Below are 21,786 nucleotides of genomic sequence, written 5' to 3'. Positions count from 1 at the left end.
CTCCTTTCTTTTTTTCGATTTTTCAATTTTCACAACACGGGCGTGCCCGTGGTTAATGGATAATGTTGCGCGCCAGCAGGCTAACCAGCAGCAGAAGCACAATGCCGGCGCTGAACACCGCGCTCAGGCTGAAGTGTTGAGCCATGGCGCCAATCAGCGCCGGGCCGCTCAGCAATCCCGCATAGCCGAATAACGTGACGGCGGGCAGCACGAAGTGCGACGGCACACTGGGCTGATTCCCCGCGCCGGAGAAAAGCACCGGCACAATGTTCGCCAGCCCCGCGCCAACCAGCACGAACCCGGCAAGAGAGAGCATGGCGCTATGCAGTGAAACCATCACCAGCAACCCCGCCGCGGCACATACTCCGCCGAAGAGCAGCACGCGCACGTTGCCATACGTGTTGATTAAGCGATCGCCATATACCCGCCCCAGCGCTACGGCAATGGAGTAGAGCGTAAATCCCAGGCCCGCCTGCTGCGCGGGCATCTGCCGTTCGCTGTGCAGGAAAACGGCGGACCAGTCCAGCATCGCGCCTTCGATCAGAAAGATAAAAAAACAGACGATGGCGATGAAAAGCACATGCGGATGCGCCAGCGTTCGCAGCAGGCTTCCTTTCGCGTCGGTTTGTTGCGGGCGTCTGGCTAATAAATGGCCGGATGAAGCCAGCGCGATCGCCAGAATCAGCAGCGCAATCAGTAAAATGGCGTGTCGCGGCGCCACACCTGTCCACAACAACAGGCTGACGCTTCCGGCACCCGCGATGCAACCCAGGCTATAAAAGCTATGGAAACCGGCCATTCTTGCCTGGCTGGATTCACGCTCAACCACCACCGCCTGGCTATTCATCGACACATCGAGCAGGCCATTTGCCGCGCCGAAAAAGAGCAGAACCCCGCCCATCACGACGGGGGAATCGATAAACAACATTACGGGCAGATCGAGACACAACACCAGGGCGCAGCAGAGGATCACGGCCCGACAGCCAAACCGGCTGATTAAGCTGCCGCTGAACGGCATTGCCAGCATCGACCCTGCGGCAATGCAAAACAGCAGCAAACCCAGCGCGCCGTCATCAACGTGCAGCGTGGCTTTCACCAGCGGGATCAGCGGTGCCCACGCGGAGACCGCCAGACCGGCGATAAAAAATATCCCCCGCGTCGCATGCTGTGCGCCGGTATTTGTGGCCGGGTGAGGCGTTGTCATTGGCTACACTCCTTGTCCCTGGCTTTCGGCCACGGCCAGATAATCGGTGTAGATTTGCGGCGATCCCGAGAAGGACGCGAGCTGTTTCCACTCCTCGTACATCTGTTTGGTGTCCCGGTGTGCGCTGGCGAAAATGGCTGCCTGATCGGTGGCGATATCCGGTTCAGGATAGAAAACATCCAGCGCCGCAAGGCTTGCGATCTCCATCATCACCACATATTGATCCAGCCGGTTGCCGCGCTCGCCTTTCAGCAAGCGGAATTTCCAGTCCGGGTAATCTTCAATACGCTGGTAATTTTCGGCGATAAAGGTCTCGAAGGTCGCGGCTTCGACATCCGGGCGCAGCGCCAGGTTATGGATGCCAATCACCCTGGCTTCCGGTTCCTCTCCCGGCCGCTCGCGATAACGGGGGCCATCCATCACGGTGCTTTTTTTGTTTTCTGCCAGCAGACGATAATCGGTGTAGATCGTCGGTAGCGCGCTGAATGTCCCTAGTTGTTGCCACTCCCGCAGCAATTGCTGAGCGTGCGGACGATCGCGCCAGAACTGACGGGCCAGTTCGGTGAGATTGCCGTCTGCGCGCTGGTAACGATCGCGCAGGTCGGCGTTTTCGATTTCATACAGCATCAGAAATTGCCCGGCGCGCTCTCCCCGCAGGCCGCGCAGCAACGTCCAGCGCCAGCCGGGATAACAGGGGATCTGGCACCCTTTCTCACGAACAAACTGCTCAAACTGTTCATTGGTGACCCCGGCTTCGGTGTCAATGGCGATGTAATAAAGGCTAAAAACCGGTGTTGATGCGTCAGTGCGTTTCATGCGCGACCTCCTGGCTGTCGGCGAATGTGAATTGGGTATTAATGATCGCTTCCACCAGCGTGATGCCATTTGGCGTAAGCGTGACGTTATCGCCAGTCACGGTGATGAGCGCTTTTTGCGTTAACGTTTCTAACGCACGATGAATAACCGGGTTGCTGAAAAAACTGCGACCGTCGAAGCGCTGGCGGAATTCGCTATCGTTGACCGGGCGCAGAGTGGAGAGCGCCATTTTGAAGGCATTAACTTCGCGCTGAAGCGGTGAAAAACCTTGTTGCGATTCAATGGGTAAGCGCCCTTCTTCCAGCGCCTGGGAGTAGTGTTTGTAATCCGTAATGTTGATCGCCTCCGACTGCGTGCATTTCGAACTGCCGCCAAGACCAATCGCCACTTCCGGATACTGTTTATCAAGATCAGTAATCAGCCCTTTCCACTTCTCCGCAGGCTGGGTGCGCTGATGGAAATACATGGTGGGATGCTCAGTGTACTCATCGGCGAAGTAGCGCTCGATCAGCTCACGCATCTGGTACTGCTTACCGAGCCCCGGAAAGCGGCTGGTCGTCCCTTTTTTTTGCCATAAACTTTGGCGCTGCCCCGATACCCCAGTGCGCTGCTTCATCAATTCCGCCATATGCAGCTTTGTGCAGACGACATGGGAAAGCGCCAGTTCGCGGCACTTCTCCATATCATATTTCACGTCATCGACGCTTTGCCCTGGCAGGCCGTAGATCAGATCCACACTTATCCAGTCGAAACCGACTTCGCGCGCGTTCGCAATCGTCTGTTCGCAGGTTTCCGCGCTATGTTTACGTCCACAGGCCTCGATAAGCTGGTTATTGAATGACTGGACGCCAAAACTGATTTTGCTGAACCCCAGCGTTTTGAGCAGCTGCAGATAGGCTTTTGTCAGCGTTGCCGGTTCCCCTTCAAAGCGCAGCGTGGCGGCAGAAAAGTTAAAATTGTTGCGGTAAAACTCAATCAGACGCCGAAGTTCCGCTTCCGGCAGCAACGACGGCGTGCCGCCGAAAACGTTAAATTCGCCCACTTCCGCATGGGCAAGCGCGGGCACGTTTTGCAGCCACAACGTTGCTTCCTGAATGTTCTGATCCACAACCCGGTGAAAAACGGCCCGCGAGGGGGCGCTCTGCGGATTAATGATAATGGTCGGGAACTGGCAGAAATGGCAGCGGTAGCGGCAGGTGGGAATCGACGCCCAGAGATGGATCTGCGCTGCCTGTTTAATGTCGTGTTCCATCTCGCGGAAAAAGGCGTCCTGCGGGTAGTCTTTGATGTCGCCCGGAAACACATGGCAACCAAAAGGATCCCGGTAGACGTACTCCAGCAAGGTGTGATTTTCCGGCGCCGCCAGAAAGTCGTACACGCGCGGCACCGGGTAGTGCGGGTCGAGATCGTTCAATGAATCCAGAAGTGCGCTGTTCATCAGAAGACTCCCCCGTTGGCAAAGTAGTTATGCGCCATGCCGGACTCGCGATCTTCACAGAAATACCAGACGAAACGCTGGAAATCGCGCTCCTGAACCTCGTCAAAACAGGCTGGCAGCGGCGGCGGGAAACCAATGTCTTCGCCCATCGCGCGGCGCATGGCGCTGAAAATCTCGTCGCGAAATTCGAAATAGAGCCGGTAAGCGGGCGTTTTATAGGCGTGGATGGGCGTGAAATCGATAATGCGAGTTTCGTGTTTGATGGCCTCGATGCGCCGGAACAGGCGATCGGCTACCACCGGACCGAAGAAGTGACGCACGGCGTCGCTGTCTAACAGCAGGTGCGGGTTGAGAAGCACCGGCAGCACAATGTTTTTCGGCACGTAATCTTTTATGGAGTAGTGCCAGGCCTGTAATGACTGTTCTGGTGTCGTGTCGCTCAGCGAGGTTTGCTGTCCCCCTTCCGGACGGACATCTTTCATGATGATGATGCCATCCTGTCCATAAGCGACACCGGTTATCACTTCCTGCAGAATGGTGTCCACGCGGCGGCTGTTGATTTCAACATGGGAATCGCGTGCGTAGACAGGTTTTCCGCCCGCGGCGATCACGCGAATACCGAAATCCCAGTCATCGGAAAGGTGCTCGACAAACCGGCCGTTATTGAGCTGGTAAAAGATCTCAATGCCGCCGACTTTGTCGTACATCGTACGTTCAACGGCAAAACCTTTGCCATCCGGGAAGCCGCCAAACAGCGAGAAGGAGACATCGCGGCAGCGCAGCGTTTTCTGGATCTCCGCAAACAGGTTCGGGCGCAGCCGGAAGTCGTTTTCGTTGTAGTAGTAATTACAGGTGCCTAAATCCCCTGCTTCCTCGACCATTTTTTCAATTAGCGTGTGCAGCCACCAGCTGTCCACGGTACAGTCCGCATCGGCCGAAACGATATAGTGCTTACGGTTTATGCCAAGGCGTTTATCACGCGCTTTTGAACGCAGCGAGGCGTAGTCCATTCCGCATTTTCGCGCGGAGGAGACACCCTGCGTGGTTTCCTTGATGATATGAATATCCATTGCCGGATTGAGCCGATGAAAATCCTCTATTTGCGCTACTGAATCGTCGGTGGAATTATTATCCACCACGATCAGCTCCCAGTTATCATGTGTCAGCATATTATTACGCGTTCTTTGATGAAGTAACGAGACAAGCACAGAATTAATTCTGTCGCTCTCGTTATAAACGGGTAAGACAATCGAAACATAAACATTGTTACGCATATATACTCTCCCTGAGTATTAATTAAGACTCAATGCTCTTACTGTTAAGTATTTTCTTACCAATAAGAAAATTTTGATAAGCCATTTCTGACATTAACGGTTTGTTAGTGATGAGTTTATAAACATTGAGAATAAACTCATCGTCAGGTAAATCATCTTTCTCGGCAGAAATATCCATGACTGGCGCAAAGAAACCATATTGCCCATAAACTTCGTCATAATATTCGTAACGTGTCGAAATGTAACAACGCCGGTGACTAATCGCTTCACCAATTGGATTTCCATAACTGTCGTAATCCCATGACGTCAGAAAAGAGACGACATCACACGAGTAATATAAATCTTCAATGGTGTAGGTGTTCATGCCCGGAGGCATGTAACCGTGCTGCAGCCAACCAATAAAGTGTATAAACGGTTCAACCTGTAATGTCCTTGCTAAATCAACCAGCGATTGATAACACTCTGGCGCCTCATGGGGATCGCCTGCGATAACAAGAAATACGTGCCCCTCGCGACCGTGTTGTTGAAATAGCTGGTTGAGTTTTGATACCAGGTAAATATCCCGGTCAAGCCGTTTTTGTGGGATGAGGCGCGTGGTTCGGGCAATCAATATATCATTACAACCTATACCAAGGCTGCGCCGCATATCACTATGACTTCGCGCCTCGCTAAAGTTGTAAGCGTTCTTTTTAACTTTAACTTCAACAGCATAGTTACACCATTCTTCAAGTTTTGCTTTCAAATCCTCATTAAGCGTAACGTAGTTGATATAAGGGGATTTTATGGGTTTGATGGCATATGGGTATGGATAAGCACCATATTTCATCACCGTTTTTTCGCTGTTCCACATTAAATCATGGTCGCGCCAGGTGACGAATTTCTCTAAATCATATCGCTTCCCATATACATCTATTGCAATATATAGAGCTTTTGTATAAATAATATTTTCCGGAAGCGTGCCGTTTTCAACATAAACCGTACCGATATTGAGTTGCTCCCATTGCAGCACGATTTTTTTTGCCAGTTGGCATGCTGTTTTATCAATCACAGAAAGAATTCTTTCACGTTCCGCTGATGAAACGGTTATTTTCTGGCTAATCAATACATTATGCGAGTACTCGATAAAACCGGGGTTGTAGTCAGGTAGGCTGGTAATGTCATTTATTCGTACAAGCGTAAATCCATCTTTATATATAGCATTCTCCCATTCATATGGCTTATTGAATTTGCCTTTATCAATCTTGATGTCGTAACCAAGATCAAGATAAGGCTTAATTCCCTTGTGCACTAACTCTTGTGCTGTTTTGAATGCTTCAACAGTAATTCCTGAAAAAGCAACAGCATCAAAAGAAATAAAAATTACTCCATTTCTAACGTCCATGGAATTACCTCTTTCTCATTGCGAAGATATTTTTTTAATTATTCCATTGATGCTAAGAAAAGCATATTACGGCCTGGGTTTAAAGTGGTTGGCATCGCAATGTTGAAGATAATGTCATTTTTTTACTTTTCGTCACACAAAAAAGCGAAATGATGTTTCATCCGTAATATATCAATTTAATTATTGTAACCATTAAGCAACTTTGTGAAGGCGTTTAAACTCAAGAATATTCTACTTTAATTGAGGCCATTCGGAATTTTTACTCGCAAACCCTATAGTGTGCAGGAATTTAATCTGTTAGAGAGGCTTTATTATTTATCGCGATAAAACCTAAAGGTAACTTTTCTTATTGCACTTTATACCGGGATGTCCGAGGATAACAGTTCGGTATGTTTTTTGTACCGCGCAATGATGAGATTGAATTTCGCCCGGTCAGTCACCGGGCTTGTCCTTGAAACATTGAACTGGATTAAGGAGTAAGCATGAAATCGAACCGTCAGGCACGTCATCTTATGGGGCTGGATTACAAAGTGTCGAACACCCGCAAAGTTGTCACGAAAGACAACCAGGAAGAGACGGTGGTCACTCACCGTTCCGGGCGTCATCGCCGCGCAGGCTGATTTGTCCACCCTCACCACCCCGTCCGGGGTGGTGTTTTATCTTCCCTCTCCTTGTTATTGCTAAAAATTCAATCAACGAATACCGCGATCGGGAAGTATTTGCTGAAGCGATGCTTTATACTTGCGCCCGCCGCTGTACCTGCCCGTGACTCACCCCCACGGGAGAAAGTTGATCAAGGAGCTGTAAGATGAATGCAAAGCATAATAAAAACCGATCGTTATATATCCCTTACGCTGGACCCGTGTTGCTGGAGTTTCCGTTGCTGAACAAAGGCAGCGCCTTCAGCATGGAAGAGCGCAGCAACTTCAACCTGCTTGGCCTGCTGCCAGAAGTGGTTGAAACCATTGAAGAACAAGCCGAACGCGCCTGGTTGCAGTATCAGGGCTTTAAAACCGACATCGATAAGCACATCTATCTGCGCAATATTCAGGACACCAATGAAACCCTCTTCTATCGGCTGGTCGAAAATCATCTCGAAGAGATGATGCCGGTGATCTATACCCCAACCGTCGGCTGGGCATGCGAGCGTTTCTCTGATATTTACCGCCGCGCACGCGGGGTGTTCATCTCCTGGCAGAACCGCGCCAGCATGGACGACATCCTGCAAAACGTGCCGAACCACAACATCAAAGTGATCGTGGTGACCGACGGGGAACGCATCCTCGGTCTTGGCGACCAGGGCATCGGCGGCATGGGTATTCCGATTGGTAAGCTGTCGCTTTACACCTCCTGCGGCGGTATCAGCCCGGCTTACACCCTGCCCGTCGTGCTGGATGTTGGCACCAACAACCAGCAGTTGATTAACGATCCGCTATATATGGGCTCGCGTCATCCGCGTATCACTGGCGATGATTACTACGCTTTTGTGGATGAATTTATTCAGGCGGTGAAACAGCGCTGGCCGGACGCGCTGTTGCAATTTGAAGACTTCGCGCAGAAAAATGCCATGCCGCTGCTGAACCGTTATCGCGATGAAATCTGCTGCTTTAACGATGACATCCAGGGCACGGCGGCAGTCACTGTCGGGACGCTGATCGCCGCCAGCCGCGCGGCGGGCAGCCAGCTCAGCCAGCAGAAAATCGTCTTCCTTGGCGCGGGTTCCGCCGGTTGCGGTATTGCGGAACAAATCATTGCGCAGACTCAGCGTGAAGGGTTGAGCGAAGCGGACGCCCGTCAGAAGGTCTATATGGTTGACCGTTTCGGCCTGCTGACGGACGAAATGCCGAATTTGCTGCCGTTCCAGAGTAAGCTGGTACAAAAACGCGAAAACCTGCAAAACTGGGACACCGGCGCGCAAAATGAAGCCCTTTCCCTGCTGGATGTGGTGCGTAACGTGAAACCGGATATTCTGATCGGTGTTTCTGGTCAGACCGGGTTGTTCACGGAAGAGATCATCCGTGAAATGCACAAACACTGCCCGCGACCGATTATCATGCCGCTGTCGAACCCGACCTCGCGCGTGGAAGCAACGCCGCAGGATATCATTAGCTGGACGGATGGGATGGCGCTGGTTGCCACCGGCAGCCCGTTCTCGCCCGTGCAGTGGAAAGAGAAAACCTACCCGATTGCCCAGTGCAACAACGCCTACATCTTCCCGGGCATCGGTCTGGGGGTTATTTCCAGCGGCGCGTCACGCATTACGGATGAAATGCTGATGGCGGCAAGCGAAACGCTGGCGGAATACTCCCCGCTGCTGCTTAATGGCGAAGGGTTGGTGCTGCCGGAGCTGAAGGACATTCAGCAAGTTTCGCGCGCCATAGCCTTTGCCGTTGGCAAAATGGCGCAACAACAAGGCCTGGCGGCAAAAACCTCGGCCGAAGCGCTGAAGCAATCCATTGACGAAAACTTCTGGGAGCCGAAGTACCGCAGCTACCGCCGTACTTCTATTTAATCTCCGCACCCGGCGCCGCAGTGCGCCGGGTTTTTCCCTGCTGGTAAAACATTCATTTCCCCGCTAAACTCCTTTTCACCCATTAACTTACTGAATATAAAAAAGGAGGCTACTTATGCTGTATTGTGAATTGTTTGACTATTCACATGCCTTTGGCGATCGCGCCAGCTCAAGCGTTATCGGTTTCGTGCTGCGATAACTTCGGCTTGAGCGAAGACAACAATCCCTTCCCTTGGGCTTACCAGGTTATCGTCAGCGATGTTTGACGAGGCACGCTCGTGCCTGTAACTCTTGAGTAAGCAATGAGCACATTACTATCTGCACAATCCATCCGTGTTGAAACGGCGTTTGGTCCGTTATTTTCCGATCTCTCCTTCACCCTGAAAAAAGGCGATCGCCTCGGGCTAATTGGCGACAATGGCTGCGGCAAAAGTACGCTGCTAAAAGTGCTGGACGGTTCGCTGTCGCCGCTTTCCGGCAACGTGACGGTGGCAAACCAGTGCCTGCTGGCGCGCGTTGAGCAACATCTGCCCGATGCCCTGTTATCGATGACGCTGCTTGATGCGGTACTGGCGCAGCTCCCGTCGACGGAGCGCGACAGCCAGCGCTGGCGCGGCGAAGCATTACTGGCCAGCATGGGGCTGAGTCCGCAGGAAATCGCCTTAACGGCCGCCACGCTGAGCGGTGGGCAACATACCCGCTTGCTGCTGGCGCGGGCGCTTATCCGCGAACCGGATCTGCTGCTCCTGGATGAGCCGGGCAACCACCTCGATCTGCCCACATTGCTGTGGCTGGAACAGTTTCTGCGAAGCTGGTCCGGCAGTTTCGTGATGGTGTCGCACGACGCGGCGTTACTGGATGCGGTGACCAATGGCAGCTGGATCCTGCGTGACCATACGCTGCACAGCTTCGCGCTCCCCTGTAGCGCGGCGCGGCAGGCGCTGGAAGCGCGGGATGAGAGCGATGCCCTGCGTCACAAAGCGGAGCAAAAGGAGATCGACCGCGTTACCGCCAGCGCCAAACGGCTGGCCACCTGGGGGCGCGTCTATGACAACGAAGATCTGGCGCGCAAAGCGAAACAGATGGAGCGCCAGGTTGAACGCCTGAAAGAGAACCAGACCGAACTGACCGAGGGCAGCCAGTGGCGGCTGGCGCTGCATGGCGAGGAACTCAGGGCGGACCGTCTGCTGGAGATGGAACAGCTCGCTGTTCCGCCTGCGCCCGGATTACCGGACTTGTTTCGGGTGCCGGTTGCGCGGCTGAAAAGCGGCGATCGGGTCGCCATTGTCGGGCGTAACGGCTGCGGGAAATCCTCGCTGCTGCGTCTTATCTGGCGGGCTTACCAGCAGGAAAGCGCATCCGGGTTGCGTCTGCATCCCCGGCTGAACGCCGGTTACTACGACCAGACGCTGCATCAGTTGCCGGATGACGCCACGCTGTTTGACGCGCTAGGGCCGTTTGCCCCCACGCCACAGGATCGCAAAATGGCGCTCATCAGCGCCGGTTTTGCCTGGGCGCGTCACGGGCAACGCGTGGCGACACTCAGCGGCGGTGAGCGCTCCAGGTTGCTGTTTGTCGGTCTGTCGCTGGCGCGCTTTAACCTGCTGATGCTGGATGAGCCAACCAACCATCTGGATATGGCAGGCAAAGAGGCGCTGGCGCAAACGCTGCAACAGTTCAGCGGCGGTGTGTTGCTGGTCAGCCACGACAGAGCGCTTATCAGCAGTAGCTGTAACCGCTTCTGGCTGGTGGAAAACGGTGAGCTGAGCGAATGGCATGATGCTGAGGCGGTGTTTGAACGCCTGCGCGAAAGTGTCCGCCACGAGCAGTCAGCGCCGGAGGCGCTTAGCGTCGCCGCTGAGCCAGAGGATATTGATGCCCTTCTGGAGCGGTTAATTAAGCTTGAAACCCAACTGGCAGAAGACCTGGCGCGTAAAGCGAAGCACCAGAAACCGCAGCTTCAGGCGCAGTGGCGCGAGGAGATTGCCCGCCTTCAACAGAGGTTGTAGTACCACAACAAACAGGCGCCTTACGGCGCCTGTTTTTTAACATCAGCCTGTGCTGCGGGTCAGCAACAGGTGCTGGTTAATTCTTTTCGCCCGGAGGAGACACCCTGCGTGTCTTCGGATCGACATCGTGCAGAACCGGCAGAGACTTTTTAGTGAGGACGTCACTCAAAAGCGTAACCCATGCCAGTGGCATGCAGGTGGTTTCTTACTGCTGCGGTTTTTTCGCTTTCCAGGCCTCCCATGCCTGTTTGATTTCCTGCTTTGCGGTTGCCGCGTCGTTAAAACCGTTCAGCTCCACTTTTTTACGTCCGTCCGGCAACTGTTTGTAAACGCGGAAGAACGCTTCCAGCCGTTGCTGCTCGATTTTAGGCAAATCGGTGATGTTTTTAATGTCGTCATAGGTCGGGTCGATTTTGCTGGCCGGTACGGCAACAATTTTGTCGTCCGTTTCGCCGCCATCAATCATTTTCAGCACGCCAATCGGGCGCAGCTTAATCAGCGTTCCCGGTGCCAGCGGCGCGCGGGTGTAGAAAATCACATCCAGCGGATCGCCATCCCCCGCCAGCGACTGGGTGAGCGAGCCGTAGTTCGCCGGGTAAGCCACCGGCATTGACTGAAAGCGATCAGCCTCGATAAAGCCGGTTTCGGCGTCCGTTTCATACTTAATAATGCCGCCCGCCGGGATTTCCGTTACCGCGTAGAACTCTTCCGGGTTATTTTCCGGCTGCGGAAACGCAAGAATATTGTGTGCCTGAACCGAGGCGGATAAGAGAATGCTGACGGCCAGCAGTTTTTTCACCAGATGCATTGTTAATCACTCTTTTGTTATAGAAAGCAACAATTTGGCGACAATTGATGACAGTAGCATGACATTGATGCTGCGAACTCTATAACCTTATCAACAGAGTGGTTACTGATTATTTACCCTACCTAAACCAGGGGAAAGGCGCTGAAAGTATTACAGCATGTTGCCCTGCTCTTGAATGTCCCTCCTAAACCATTAATTCTAAAGACGTATATTACGGATGAAGCCATACGCCACACCCGGATCTCAGTTCCATGCCTCATCACAGGAGAAACACCATGAAGGCTGCTGTTGTTACAAAAGATCATCAGGTTGAAGTGACTCAAAAAACATTACGCCCGCTGAAACATGGCGAAGCGTTACTGAAAATGGAGTGCTGTGGCGTTTGCCATACGGACTTGCACGTGAAAAACGGGGATTTCGGCGACAAAACCGGTGTGATCCTCGGACACGAAGGCATTGGTATTGTCACCCAGGTGGCCGAAGGCGTGACCTCGCTGAAAGTGGGCGATCGCGCTTCTGTGGCGTGGTTTTTTCAGGGCTGCGGCCACTGCGAATATTGCAACAGCGGCAACGAAACCTTGTGCCGTGAGGTAGTAAACGCGGGTTACACGGCCGATGGCGGCATGGCGGAAGAGTGCATTGTGGTCGCGGATTATGCGGTGAAAGTGCCGGACGGTCTGGACTCCGCCGCGGCCAGCAGCATCACCTGCGCGGGCGTGACCACCTATAAAGCGGTGAAAGTTTCGCAGATTAAACCGGGCCAGTGGATTGCTATCTACGGTCTCGGCGGGCTGGGTAACCTGGCGCTGCAATACGCCAAAAATGTGTTTAACGCCAAAGTGATCGCCATCGATGTAAATGATGAGCAGCTTAAACTCGCTGCCAGCATGGGCGCGGATCTCACCATCAACTCGCGCAGCGAAGATGCGGCAACAGTGGTGCATGAAAAAACCGGCGGTGCACATGCCGCCGTAGTTACCGCGGTGGCAAAAGCAGCCTTTAACTCGGCTGTTGATGCCGTGCGTGCCGGTGGGCGCGTGGTGGCCGTGGGTCTGCCGCCAGAAGCAATGAGCCTCGATATTCCGCGCCTGGTGCTGGACGGCATTCAGGTCGTTGGTTCGCTGGTCGGAACGCGTCAGGATCTGCACGAAGCCTTCCAGTTCGCCGCAGAAGGCAAAGTGGTGCCGAAAGTGGCGCTGCGCCCGCTGGAAGATATCAACGCCATCTTTAAAGAGATGGAACAGGGCCAGATCCGTGGTCGTATGGTGATCGACCTCCGCCATTAATCACCGGGCATTGCCTATAATCGGGGGGCATGACTGCCCCCTTTTTTCTGACACAGAGGTGTTTATGATCCCCACTATCCCCGGGCTTGAAGTGCTGTTTATCGCCGGTTTCGGCCCCATCCCGCAAAACGTTGCCGACAGCCAGGCGTTTTACCAGCACACCCTTGGGCTGCCGTTGAAACCGATGGAGGGCGCGAGCGATTACCTCGTCGCCGACCACGATGCGCTCGACGGCGCAAAACACTTCGCCCTGTGGCCGCTGCATCACGCCGCCGCGTCGTGCTTTGGCGCAGAGAAGTGGCCGGATTCCCACCCCGTTCCGCAAAGCTGGGTTGAATTTGAAGTGCAGGATTTGGCTACCGCTACCGATGTGTTGGTCAACAAAGGGTATCAACTGCTGGTTGCTAACCGTCTGGAACCCTGGGGGCAGAGCGTCACGCGCCTGCTTGCGCCTGAAGGGGTACTGGTCGGGCTGACCATTACGCCCTGGCTGCGTTAACGCGCTGTCTTAGCGGGGCGTGCCCCGGTTTTGCGCTTTTCTGAAATGCTTATCTCAATTCCTTTGTTCCCTTGTTATAGCGCGCACCGGATGATGAATCCGACGTTAAGACAATAGATAACAAAGGAATTCACCATGCACATCCCTTTTCGCTTGCCGCTGCTGACGGTGCTGATAACGGCCGCTTCCGTTCAGAGCTGGGCGGCACAGACGCCGGTTAAAGGTGGCACGCTAATTTATCTTGAGCAGCAGGCGCACACCAATTTATACCCTCCAGCCGGGGGTTTTTACCCCAACGGCGGCATTCTTAATCAAATCACCGACAAGCTGACCTGGCAGAACCCCAAAACATTGCAGGTGGAGCCGTGGATTGCTGAAAGCTGGAGCACCAACGCCGATAAGACCGAATACACCTTTAAAATTCGCCCGGGGGTGACCTTTTCCGACGGCACGCCGCTTGATGCCAACGCGGTAGCGAAAAACTTCGACACCTACGGCCTTGGCAACAAAGCGCAACGCCTGCCGGTATCGGAAGTGATCAATAACTACGATCACAGTGAAGTGATCGATGCGCAGACCGTTAAATTCTACTTTAAAAAACCGTCGCCGGGCTTCCTGCAAGGCACCGCTACCATTGGCTCTGGTCTGGTATCGCTCAGTACGTTACAGCGTAACTTCGAACAACTGGGCGACGCGCGGCAGATTATTGGTTCCGGGCCGTTTGTCGTCAGCGATGAAAAACTGGGGCGTGAAGTCACCCTCACCGCGCGTAAAGATTATCAGTGGGGGCCGAAAAACCTCACCCAGCAAGGCCCGGCGAATCTTGATGGCATAAAAATTATTGTCACCCCGGAAGACAGTGTGCGCATCGGCGCGTTGCTGTCGGGTCAGGCGGGCTTTATTCGCCAGGTGCAGGCATACGACGAAAAGCAGGCCACCGATCAGGGTTTCAACATTTATGCCGCGCCGACACGTGGCGTGAATGACAGCATAAGTTTCCGCCCCGATAACCCGCTGGTTGCCGATGTGCGGGTCCGCCAGGCGCTGCTGCACGCCACTGACGCTAAACAAGTTGTCGATACCCTTTTCTCGCCGAATTATCCGCAGGCAACCTCTGTGATTGCTCATTCTGCCGCCGGTTACGTCGATCTGCGCGACAAACTGACATTCGATCCGGCGAAAGCGAAGCAACTGCTGGACGACGCGGGCTGGAAAACAGGCGCGGACGGTATTCGCAGCAAAGACGGACAACGACTGGCGCTGGCAGTGTATGAATCCTTGCCGCAGCCGCAAAACAAAGAGGTGCTGCAACTGGTGGCGCAGCAGTGGCGACAGGTTGGCGTGGCGTTGAGCGTAAAAGCCGGCGATGCGGGTAGCCATACGCTGGATAACCTCGACCCGCTGAAAACACCGCTCACTGTTTCCGAAGTCGGGCGTGCCGATCCGGATGTGGTGAAAAGCATGTTCTATCCGGCAAACCGCGACGCGCTGCTGCAAAAAGGTGGCTCCAGCGACAAGGTGAAAAATTTCCGCGACGACAAACTTAACGACCTGCTGGTGAGCATTTCCGCCGAAGTGGATGGGCAAAAACGTCTGCAACTGACCGGTGACGCGCAGCGTTATCTGCTGGATAACGCTTATGTGATCCCGATTTTTGAAGAGCCGCAGGTCTTTGCCGGCGCGCCATGGCTAAAAGGCGCAAGCTTTGAAGCCGTAGGTCGCCCGTCGTTCTACGGCGCGTGGATTGAAAAACACTGAGGAGGCGGGCGATGAGCCACTATCTTCTGCGGCGCGCCGGGCAAGGTCTGCTGGTGTTATGGGCCGCGTTTACTCTCTCCTTCGTGCTGCTTCAGGTGCTGCCGGGCGACGCGGTGCTGATTAAGTTTCAGAACCCGGATCTGGGCCTCAGCCCGACGCAAATCGAAGAGATGCGCGTGGCCTATGGCGCAAACAGTCCACTCTGGCAGCAATATTTTCATACGCTGCTTGCCATGGTGCGCGGAGATTTTGGCTATTCGGTGCAAGCGGGTGTACCGGTCAGCGAGCTTATCGCCAGCAATTTGCCGGACACGCTCCAGCTGGCGCTCCCCGCCTTTGCGCTCGCGGTAGCACTGGCCTTCACGCTGGCGTTTGCCTCCCGACTTCCGGCGCTGCGCTGGCTTAGTAATGCGATTCAGTCTGTTCCGGTGCTGCTGATCTCCTTACCGACATTCTGGCTGGGTATCGCGCTGATTCAGCTGTTCTCATTTCACTGGCGGTTGATCCCGGTGATTAACCCTTCGCCACTACAGGGGCTGATCCTGCCGATTATTACCGTTGCCATTCCGATTAGTGCACCGCTGGCGCAAATTTTCATGCGCAGTATCGATCAGGTTGCCGCGCAACCCTTTGTTGCGGTAGCACGCGCGAAAGGCTTTAGCGAAACCGGCGTGCTGTGGCGGCATGTGACGGGCAACGCCCTGCTGCCGGTGCTGAACATTGCCGGGTTGCTGCTGGGTGAATTGATTGCCGGGGCGCTAATTACCGAAACCGTGTTTGGCCGTTCCGGCTTAGGCCAGCTTACTCAGCAGGCGGTAAATAATCAGGATATCGCGGTGTTGCAGGCGGTGGTGATGATCTCCGCGCTCGGCTTTGTGCTGATCAACCTGCTGGTTGATTTACTGATGCCGTGGTTTGACCCGCGGCTGCAAACCGTTAGCGGAGGGGCGTTATGAGCCTGGTTGATTACGCCATCGCCGCACGCAAGCGGGTTCCTGTCTGGTCGGGTTTTCGCTGGCAGCCAGGATTATGGCTGGCGTGGACGGTGATTATTCTGGCGGTTCTGGCCGCGTTATTCCCTGCGTTGTTTACCGCGTATAGCCCGACAGAAGGTATCGCCGGCGCGCAGCGGTTGGCGCCACAAGCCGGTCACTGGCTGGGCACCGACCAGCTAGGACGCGACCTGTATGCGCGCATTGTTTATGGCGCGTCGCATTCCCTTTCGGCTGCGTTGGCGGCGGTGGCGATGGGGTTGATTGTCGGCACGCTGACCGGCGTTATCGCCGGAGCGCTTGCCGGACGCGTCGAATCGGTACTGATGCGTCTGGTGGATGTTCTGCTCTCAATTCCTTCGCTGTTGCTGTCGCTTACGGTCATTATTTTGCTTGGCTTTGGCACGGTGAACGCGGCAATTGCCGTCGGCGTGGCTTCGGTCGCCAGTTTTGCCCGCCTGTCGCGCGGCGAAGTGGTGCGCATTCGCCATACCGATTATGTCGAAGCGGCCAGAGGCAGCGGCGGCACCTTTCTGGCCGTGCTGTGGCGACACATTTTACCCAACTCGCTCACGGCGGTGCTGGCGTTCGCCACGCTGCAATTCGGCCAGGCGATCCTCGCCCTTTCCACCCTCAGTTTCCTCGGTTACGGCACCCCGCCGCCGGTGCCGGAATGGGGCTTACTGATTGCGGAAGGACGCAATTATTTATCCACTGCCTGGTGGCTGACGACCTTCCCGGGTGTAGTCGTGGTTGTGGTGGTGCTGGCGGTAAACCGCATCAGCCGCCAGTTTCGCGGAGGCCGCGCATGACAGTGTTATCGGTAGAAAATTTACGCGTCAGTTATCGCACCGGGCGAGAATGGCGCGAAGTGGTGCATCAGGTCAGTTTTACCCTCCAGCGTGGTGAAATGCTGGCATTTGTCGGCGAGTCGGGTTCCGGTAAAACCACCACGGCGCAGGCGATTATTGGCCTGCTCGCTGAGAATGCCCGGCGCGACAGTGGCAACATTGTGCTTAATGGCGAAGTGATAAGCCAGTGGTCGGCCAGGCGGCTGAACAGCTTGCGCGGTGCGCGCATCAGTCTGGTGCCGCAGGATCCGGGAAATTCGCTCAACCCGGTCAAAACGATCGGTGCGCAGGTGGCGGAAGTGCTCCATCTGCACAGCAAACTCACTGCCCGACAGCGCGACGCGCAGGTGCTGGCGCTGTTGAGCAAAGTGGGACTTAGCCATCCAGAGCAACGCATCAAACAGTATCCGCACCAGCTTTCCGGCGGCATGAAACAGCGTGTCCTGATCGCCATGGCTATCGCTCTGCAACCGGATGTGATTATCGCCGACGAACCGACCAGTGCGCTGGATGTCACCGTGCAGAAACGCATTCTCGATCTGCTGGACGTGCTACGCCGCGAATCCGGCACGGCAGTGCTGTTTGTGACGCATGATTTGGCGCTGGCCGCCGAGCGCGCCGATCGGCTGCTGGTTTTCCGTGACGGCGACATTCAGGAACAGGGTAAGACGGCGGATATTTTGCGCGCGCCGCAGCATGCCTACACCCGCCAGTTGCTCAGCGATGTGCACGGGCAATCACTGACTATCGCGCCGGTTTCCGGCCAGCCGCACTCCTCACCGGCAATCCGTTTGCTGGATATCGATAAACGCTTTTCGCTCGGTAAAGGCCACACGTTACAGGCGCTTGACGCCGTGAGCTTTGAGGTACGCCGCGGCAGCACCCACGCGCTGGTGGGCGAATCCGGTTCCGGTAAAACCACGCTGGCGCGCATTCTGCTGGGCTTTGAACAAGCGGATAGCGGCAGAGTGATCATTGATGATATCGATGCCACGCAGTTGCGCCCGGAGGCGCACCGGCAACTGCGGCGCAAAATCCAGTTCGTTTATCAGAACCCTTTCGCCTCGCTCGATCCGCGCCAGACGCTGGCACAGATTATCGAAGAGCCGTTAAAGAACTTTGAGCGCATTGAGAAAGCGGAACGCATGGCGCGCGTGGAGGCCGTTGCCCGCCGGGTCGCGCTGCCGCTGCCGCTACTTGAACGCACGGCGCGGGAGCTTTCCGGCGGGCAGCGTCAGCGCGTTGCGATTGCCCGCGCACTGATCCTTGAGCCAGCCATTCTGGTGCTGGATGAGGCCACTTCTGCGCTGGATGTCACGGTACAGGCGCAGATCCTCGCCCTGCTTCAGCAACTGCAGCAGCAACTGGGTCTGACTTATCTGTTTATCACCCACGATCTGGCGACCGTGCGCCGTATTGGTCACAGCGTCACGGTGCTGCGTAATGGTCGCGTTGTCGAACACGGTCCGGTTGAGCAACTGTTTGCCGCGCCGCAGCACGACTATACCCGCGAATTAATCAACGCCATTCCCCATTTTTCACCCGCTACGGAGGAGTTCGCATGACGCGAAAACGCCTGGGCTTTTTTACCCGCCTGCTTGATAACGCCGCGCCAAAAGAGCGCTACCGGCTGGCGACGGAACAGATCCGCCATGCCGAACGCCACGGTTTCGATACGGCGTGGATTGCGCAGCACCATTTCCATGAGCACGAAGGCGGTTTACCGTCGCCGCTGGTTTTTCTGGCGCACGTTGCCGCGCACACTGAACGCATTCGGCTCGGCACTGCCATCATCACTCTGCCGCTGGAAAACCCGCTGCGGGTGGCGGAAGACGCGGCGGTGCTGGACTTGCTCAGCGACGGACGGCTGGAAGTGGGCTTTGGCTCCGGCGGGACGCCGACATCCTTTCTGCCGTTTGGTCTGACGATTAACGAACGTGCGACAGCTTTTGCCGATGGTCTGCATCTGATCCAGAGTGCGTGGCGCGGGGATTCCCTCACTCACCCGGATAACCACCTCTACCCGCCTGCGCCGCAGCTGGCGGAGCGCGTGTGGATCGCCACCTTTTCGGTTGAAGGGGCTATCCGGGCAGCGCAAGGCGGTCACGGATTGATGCTGTCGCGCACCCAACCGCGTCCGGCCGATGAACCCTTCCTGCCGCTGGATGCTATCCAGAACCCGATGATCGATGCCTACCTTGCCGCGCTGCCATCCGGTGTGACACCGCGCATTCTGGCGTCGCGCACCGCGTTTGTTGCCGACAGCGTTGATTACGCGCTTCACGTCGCCGCACCGGGTCTTACGAAGCAAGCGCAGCAGCACCGCGCGGCGGGCTATCGCGTAAATGGTGACAACGTCACTGATTATATTCAGCAATTTGATGCCCATATCGGTGATGCGAAAACCGTTCTGGATTCGCTCAGCAAAGACAGCGTGCTGGCGCGCGCCACCGATATCTCTTTCCAGGTGCATTCGGTCGAACCTTCGCACCAGGACACCCTGCGTTCCATCGAACTGATCGCCGGGCGGATCGCCCCGCAGATTTTATAAGGAGTGGTTATGGCGTTTACTCAGGACATTCTTGCCGAACTGGCGGAGATCGCCCCCGGCTCTCCTGTGGCTCAGGCGCGTGACACGCGTGATGCCGCAACGCAGCATGCGCAAGGCAGTTACCAGGCGCTGTTTGATATTCAGGAAGAGGCGTTCACCGCCGATGAGCGCTATAGCGTGGCGGCGAAAGTGGCGAAATGGCACAACGCCAATGAACTGGCGGCACACTACGCCGGTTTTGGCCTCGCCGACCCGACTTCGGCACGCTTAACCCCGGCGCTGGAATTCGCCCGCTTACTGACTTTTTCGCCGGTGAACGCGACGCCTCAGGCGCTGAACACACTGGTTGCCGCGGGCTGGAAGAAAGAGAGCATTGTCACGCTGGCGCAACTGGTTGCGTTTGTCAGCTTCCAGAGCCGGTTACTGGCCGGATTGCGGCTGTTAAACGGAAAAACGGTAGCTGACAGCGATATTCCGGTGGTGGCCGGTGCCTGGCACACCAGCGCGAAAACGCAAAGCGGCAAAGCCGCGCCGGTACAATTTACGCAACAGGAATTAGGCTGGGAGCCGTGGCTGGCGGCAAAACCGCTGGCGGAATTCACGCCCGACGAACAGGCGATCCTGGCGAAGTTTGGCCATACGGATTCCGACTATTTCCGCCTGCTGGGCCGTAACCTGCCGGTGCTGGAGCAGCGCACCTTAACCGATAAAGGCATTTTCTATACGCCGGGTGGTTTACCGCGAGCGGAACGCGAGCTGGCGGCCACCGCGGCCAGTAAAATTAACGGCTGTATCTACTGCGCTTCGGTCCATGCGCGTAAAACCAGCCAGTTATCGAAGGATGATAATGCCGTGGAAACCTTGCTGGCCGTGCAGCCGGGCGGGATTTTGAGCGAGGGACAATCGACGCGCTGGCAGGCAGAAATTGATGCCGCTGCCGCGCTGTCGGTAACGCCGCCTGCGTTAACGGTGGCGCATCTGGAAAGACTCAATGCTCAGGGGCTGGATACCTTGCAGCAACTGGATCTTATCCAGTCTGCTGCGTTTTTCGCATGGGCGAACCGCTTGATGTTAACGCTTGGCGAGCCGTATTTGCCGTGAGTGATTGACCCGGTGGGCACAAGGCTCACCGGGTGGAGGACGAGTGTTGAACAGCCTGTTGCGGTTGATGCTTTGTTTTTCGGTGACCATAGATCAGAAGCGAGGTCATGGCGGCAAACGTCAGCACCGCCGCCGGTAACGTCAGGTAGCTGTAAGTGAAACCAAACGCAATAATCAACCCGCCAAACCAGGCACCGACCGCGTTGCCGAGGTTAAACGCCATCTGTCCCCCCGCCGCGCCGAGCATTTCACCGCCCTTCGCATTTTGCAGCAGCATGATTTGCAGCGGCGCAGAGAGCGCAAACAGCCCGGCGCAGCAGACAAAACCAAGCGACAACGCCCCCACTTTGCTTTCACCGGCGACAAACAGCGCCAGCATCGCCAGCATAATCAGTAATTCCGTTACCGCCGCGATGCGCACTGGGCTGAATTTCACCGAAAGCCTGCCGCTGAACATATTGCCCAGCACCATGCCGAGCCCCATCAGCATCATGATCAGTGTCATCGCGCTTTCGCTGAAACCGGAAACATTGACCATAAACGGCTTCACATAGCTAAACCAGGCGAATACGCCCGCGTTGCCAAACATGGTGGCGGCAAAAATCAGCCACGGTTCTGGTTTTTTCAGGAAGTGAAACTGCTCGCTCAGGCGGCTTTCGCTGGTATCAAACAGCGACGGCACCCAGGCAATCACCGAGACGATCACCAGCGCGAAAAAGACGGCGATCAGCAAGAAGGTGTAGCGCCAACTGAACGCGTGTCCGATCCACGTGCCGAGCGGAATGCCAATCAGATTGGCGACGGTCATCCCGGCGATCATCCCGGCTACCGCCATGGTCACTTTTCCCGGCGGCGCGATTTTAGAGAGGATTATCGCCCCCACGCCAAAAATCGCCCCGTGCGGGAAACCGGACATCAGGCGCGCGATAATCAGCATGGTGTAGGAGCTGGAGAAGGTAAAAATGGCGTTACCGACGAGACACAGCGCCACCAGAAACAGCAGCGTGTTTTTCAGCGAAAAGCGGTTCGAAAAGAGCGCCATGATCGGTGCGCCAATCACCACGCCAAAGGCGTAAGCGGAGATCATGTGCCCCGCCGAAGGAATTGAAATGCCGACATTGTTCGCGAGTTCGGTCAACACGCCCATAATGCCGAACTCCGCCATGCCCAGACCAAAGGTCGCAAGTGCCAACGAAAAAACGGTTTTTTTCATACCACTAACCACTTGTTAAAAGTTTGCGACAGGCATTATTGACTATTCATGCCGCAGCGACCAGTTGAAATGGCCGGGCTGGCATATAAATCC

The 21,786-nt window shown here is 55.5% G+C and carries 18 protein-coding genes; 11 read left to right on the top strand and 7 right to left on the bottom strand.

Translation table 11 applies throughout. The annotated features are described in order from the left end of the window. Nucleotides 1-52: 52 nt before the first annotated feature. The 5 genes from H650_RS02170 to H650_RS02150 are packed head-to-tail and all read right to left on the bottom strand — an operon-like array spanning nucleotide 53 to nucleotide 6,113. Nucleotides 53-1,204: an MFS transporter gene (locus tag H650_RS02170; protein WP_016496061.1), complete on the bottom strand. Its 1,152-nt coding sequence runs from the start codon at nucleotides 1,202-1,204 to the stop codon at nucleotides 53-55. 3 nt (nucleotides 1,205-1,207) lie between these two features. Next, nucleotides 1,208-2,020 (bottom strand): hypothetical protein, encoded by an 813-nt coding sequence (locus tag H650_RS02165; RefSeq protein ID WP_016496060.1) that lies wholly within the window; start codon nucleotides 2,018-2,020, stop codon nucleotides 1,208-1,210. Next, nucleotides 2,007-3,458 (bottom strand): radical SAM protein, encoded by a 1,452-nt coding sequence (locus tag H650_RS02160; RefSeq protein WP_016496059.1) that lies wholly within the window; start codon nucleotides 3,456-3,458, stop codon nucleotides 2,007-2,009. Before H650_RS02160 ends, H650_RS02165 begins: the two co-directional genes overlap by 14 nt. Next, entirely contained in the window at nucleotides 3,458-4,732 is a 1,275-nt protein-coding gene (locus tag H650_RS02155; protein WP_044489354.1) for a glycosyltransferase family 2 protein, read from the bottom strand. Before H650_RS02155 ends, H650_RS02160 begins: the two co-directional genes overlap by 1 nt. A gap of 22 nt (nucleotides 4,733-4,754) precedes the next feature. Continuing rightward, a complete protein-coding gene (locus H650_RS02150; RefSeq protein WP_044489352.1) occupies nucleotides 4,755-6,113 on the bottom strand; it encodes a glycosyltransferase family protein in 1,359 nt (452 codons plus the stop codon). A 482-nt stretch (nucleotides 6,114-6,595) separates the two neighbouring features. Here H650_RS02150 and sra point away from each other — a divergent pair, with 482 nt between their 5' ends. From sra to H650_RS02135, 3 genes are all read left to right on the top strand, one after another. After that, nucleotides 6,596-6,733: a stationary-phase-induced ribosome-associated protein gene (sra, locus tag H650_RS02145; protein WP_016496058.1), complete on the top strand. Its 138-nt coding sequence runs from the start codon at nucleotides 6,596-6,598 to the stop codon at nucleotides 6,731-6,733. 188 nt (nucleotides 6,734-6,921) lie between these two features. After that, entirely contained in the window at nucleotides 6,922-8,625 is a 1,704-nt protein-coding gene (locus H650_RS02140; protein WP_016496057.1) for an NAD-dependent malic enzyme, read from the top strand. A 302-nt stretch (nucleotides 8,626-8,927) separates the two neighbouring features. After that, nucleotides 8,928-10,634, top strand: a complete 1,707-nt coding sequence (locus H650_RS02135; RefSeq protein WP_016496056.1) for an ABC-F family ATP-binding cassette domain-containing protein — start codon at nucleotides 8,928-8,930, stop codon at nucleotides 10,632-10,634. Between the two features lie 205 nt (nucleotides 10,635-10,839). Here the strand turns inward: H650_RS02135 and H650_RS02130 are convergent, their stop codons facing one another. Continuing rightward, nucleotides 10,840-11,442 carry an inorganic diphosphatase gene (locus H650_RS02130; protein WP_016496055.1) on the bottom strand — a complete coding sequence of 201 codons (603 nt, stop codon included), beginning with the start codon at nucleotides 11,440-11,442 and terminating at the stop codon, nucleotides 10,840-10,842. A gap of 275 nt (nucleotides 11,443-11,717) precedes the next feature. Here H650_RS02130 and adhP point away from each other — a divergent pair, with 275 nt between their 5' ends. The 8 genes from adhP to H650_RS02090 all read left to right on the top strand — a co-directional run bounded on the left by adhP (nucleotide 11,718) and on the right by H650_RS02090 (nucleotide 20,480). Next, nucleotides 11,718-12,728 (top strand): alcohol dehydrogenase AdhP, encoded by a 1,011-nt coding sequence (gene adhP, locus H650_RS02125; protein WP_016496054.1) that lies wholly within the window; start codon nucleotides 11,718-11,720, stop codon nucleotides 12,726-12,728. 64 nt (nucleotides 12,729-12,792) lie between these two features. Continuing rightward, nucleotides 12,793-13,227, top strand: coding sequence for a VOC family protein (locus H650_RS02120; RefSeq protein WP_016496053.1), 435 nt, complete (start codon nucleotides 12,793-12,795; stop codon nucleotides 13,225-13,227). A gap of 135 nt (nucleotides 13,228-13,362) precedes the next feature. Continuing rightward, nucleotides 13,363-14,985 carry a TIGR04028 family ABC transporter substrate-binding protein gene (locus H650_RS02115; RefSeq protein WP_016496052.1) on the top strand — a complete coding sequence of 541 codons (1,623 nt, stop codon included), beginning with the start codon at nucleotides 13,363-13,365 and terminating at the stop codon, nucleotides 14,983-14,985. Between the two features lie 11 nt (nucleotides 14,986-14,996). Next, nucleotides 14,997-15,941: an ABC transporter permease gene (locus tag H650_RS02110; protein ID WP_016496051.1), complete on the top strand. Its 945-nt coding sequence runs from the start codon at nucleotides 14,997-14,999 to the stop codon at nucleotides 15,939-15,941. After that, complete coding sequence (locus H650_RS02105) at nucleotides 15,938-16,789, top strand: ABC transporter permease (RefSeq protein ID WP_016496050.1); 852 nt, start codon at nucleotides 15,938-15,940, stop codon at nucleotides 16,787-16,789. Before H650_RS02110 ends, H650_RS02105 begins: the two co-directional genes overlap by 4 nt. Then, the gene (locus H650_RS02100; protein WP_016496049.1) at nucleotides 16,786-18,393 is read left to right on the top strand and encodes a dipeptide ABC transporter ATP-binding protein; all 1,608 of its coding nucleotides are present in this window, start codon (nucleotides 16,786-16,788) and stop codon (nucleotides 18,391-18,393) included. The genes H650_RS02105 and H650_RS02100 overlap by 4 nt, the downstream gene beginning before the upstream one ends. Then, nucleotides 18,390-19,379 carry a putative FMN-dependent luciferase-like monooxygenase gene (locus tag H650_RS02095; RefSeq protein WP_016496048.1) on the top strand — a complete coding sequence of 330 codons (990 nt, stop codon included), beginning with the start codon at nucleotides 18,390-18,392 and terminating at the stop codon, nucleotides 19,377-19,379. The genes H650_RS02100 and H650_RS02095 overlap by 4 nt, the downstream gene beginning before the upstream one ends. A gap of 9 nt (nucleotides 19,380-19,388) precedes the next feature. Continuing rightward, a complete protein-coding gene (locus H650_RS02090) occupies nucleotides 19,389-20,480 on the top strand; it encodes an alkylhydroperoxidase domain protein (RefSeq protein ID WP_016496047.1) in 1,092 nt (363 codons plus the stop codon). Between the two features lie 25 nt (nucleotides 20,481-20,505). On the opposite strand, the gene araJ is transcribed toward H650_RS02090, so the two are convergent. Beyond that, complete coding sequence (araJ, locus tag H650_RS02085; protein ID WP_016496046.1) at nucleotides 20,506-21,693, bottom strand: MFS transporter AraJ; 1,188 nt, start codon at nucleotides 21,691-21,693, stop codon at nucleotides 20,506-20,508. Nucleotides 21,694-21,786 lie beyond the last annotated feature (93 nt).

The sequence above is a fragment of the Enterobacter sp. R4-368 genome (assembly GCF_000410515.1).
Lineage (GTDB): Bacteria > Pseudomonadota > Gammaproteobacteria > Enterobacterales > Enterobacteriaceae > Kosakonia.
Note: the sequence above shows the minus strand (reverse complement) of the source record. Positions and strands in the feature narration are given on the sequence as shown.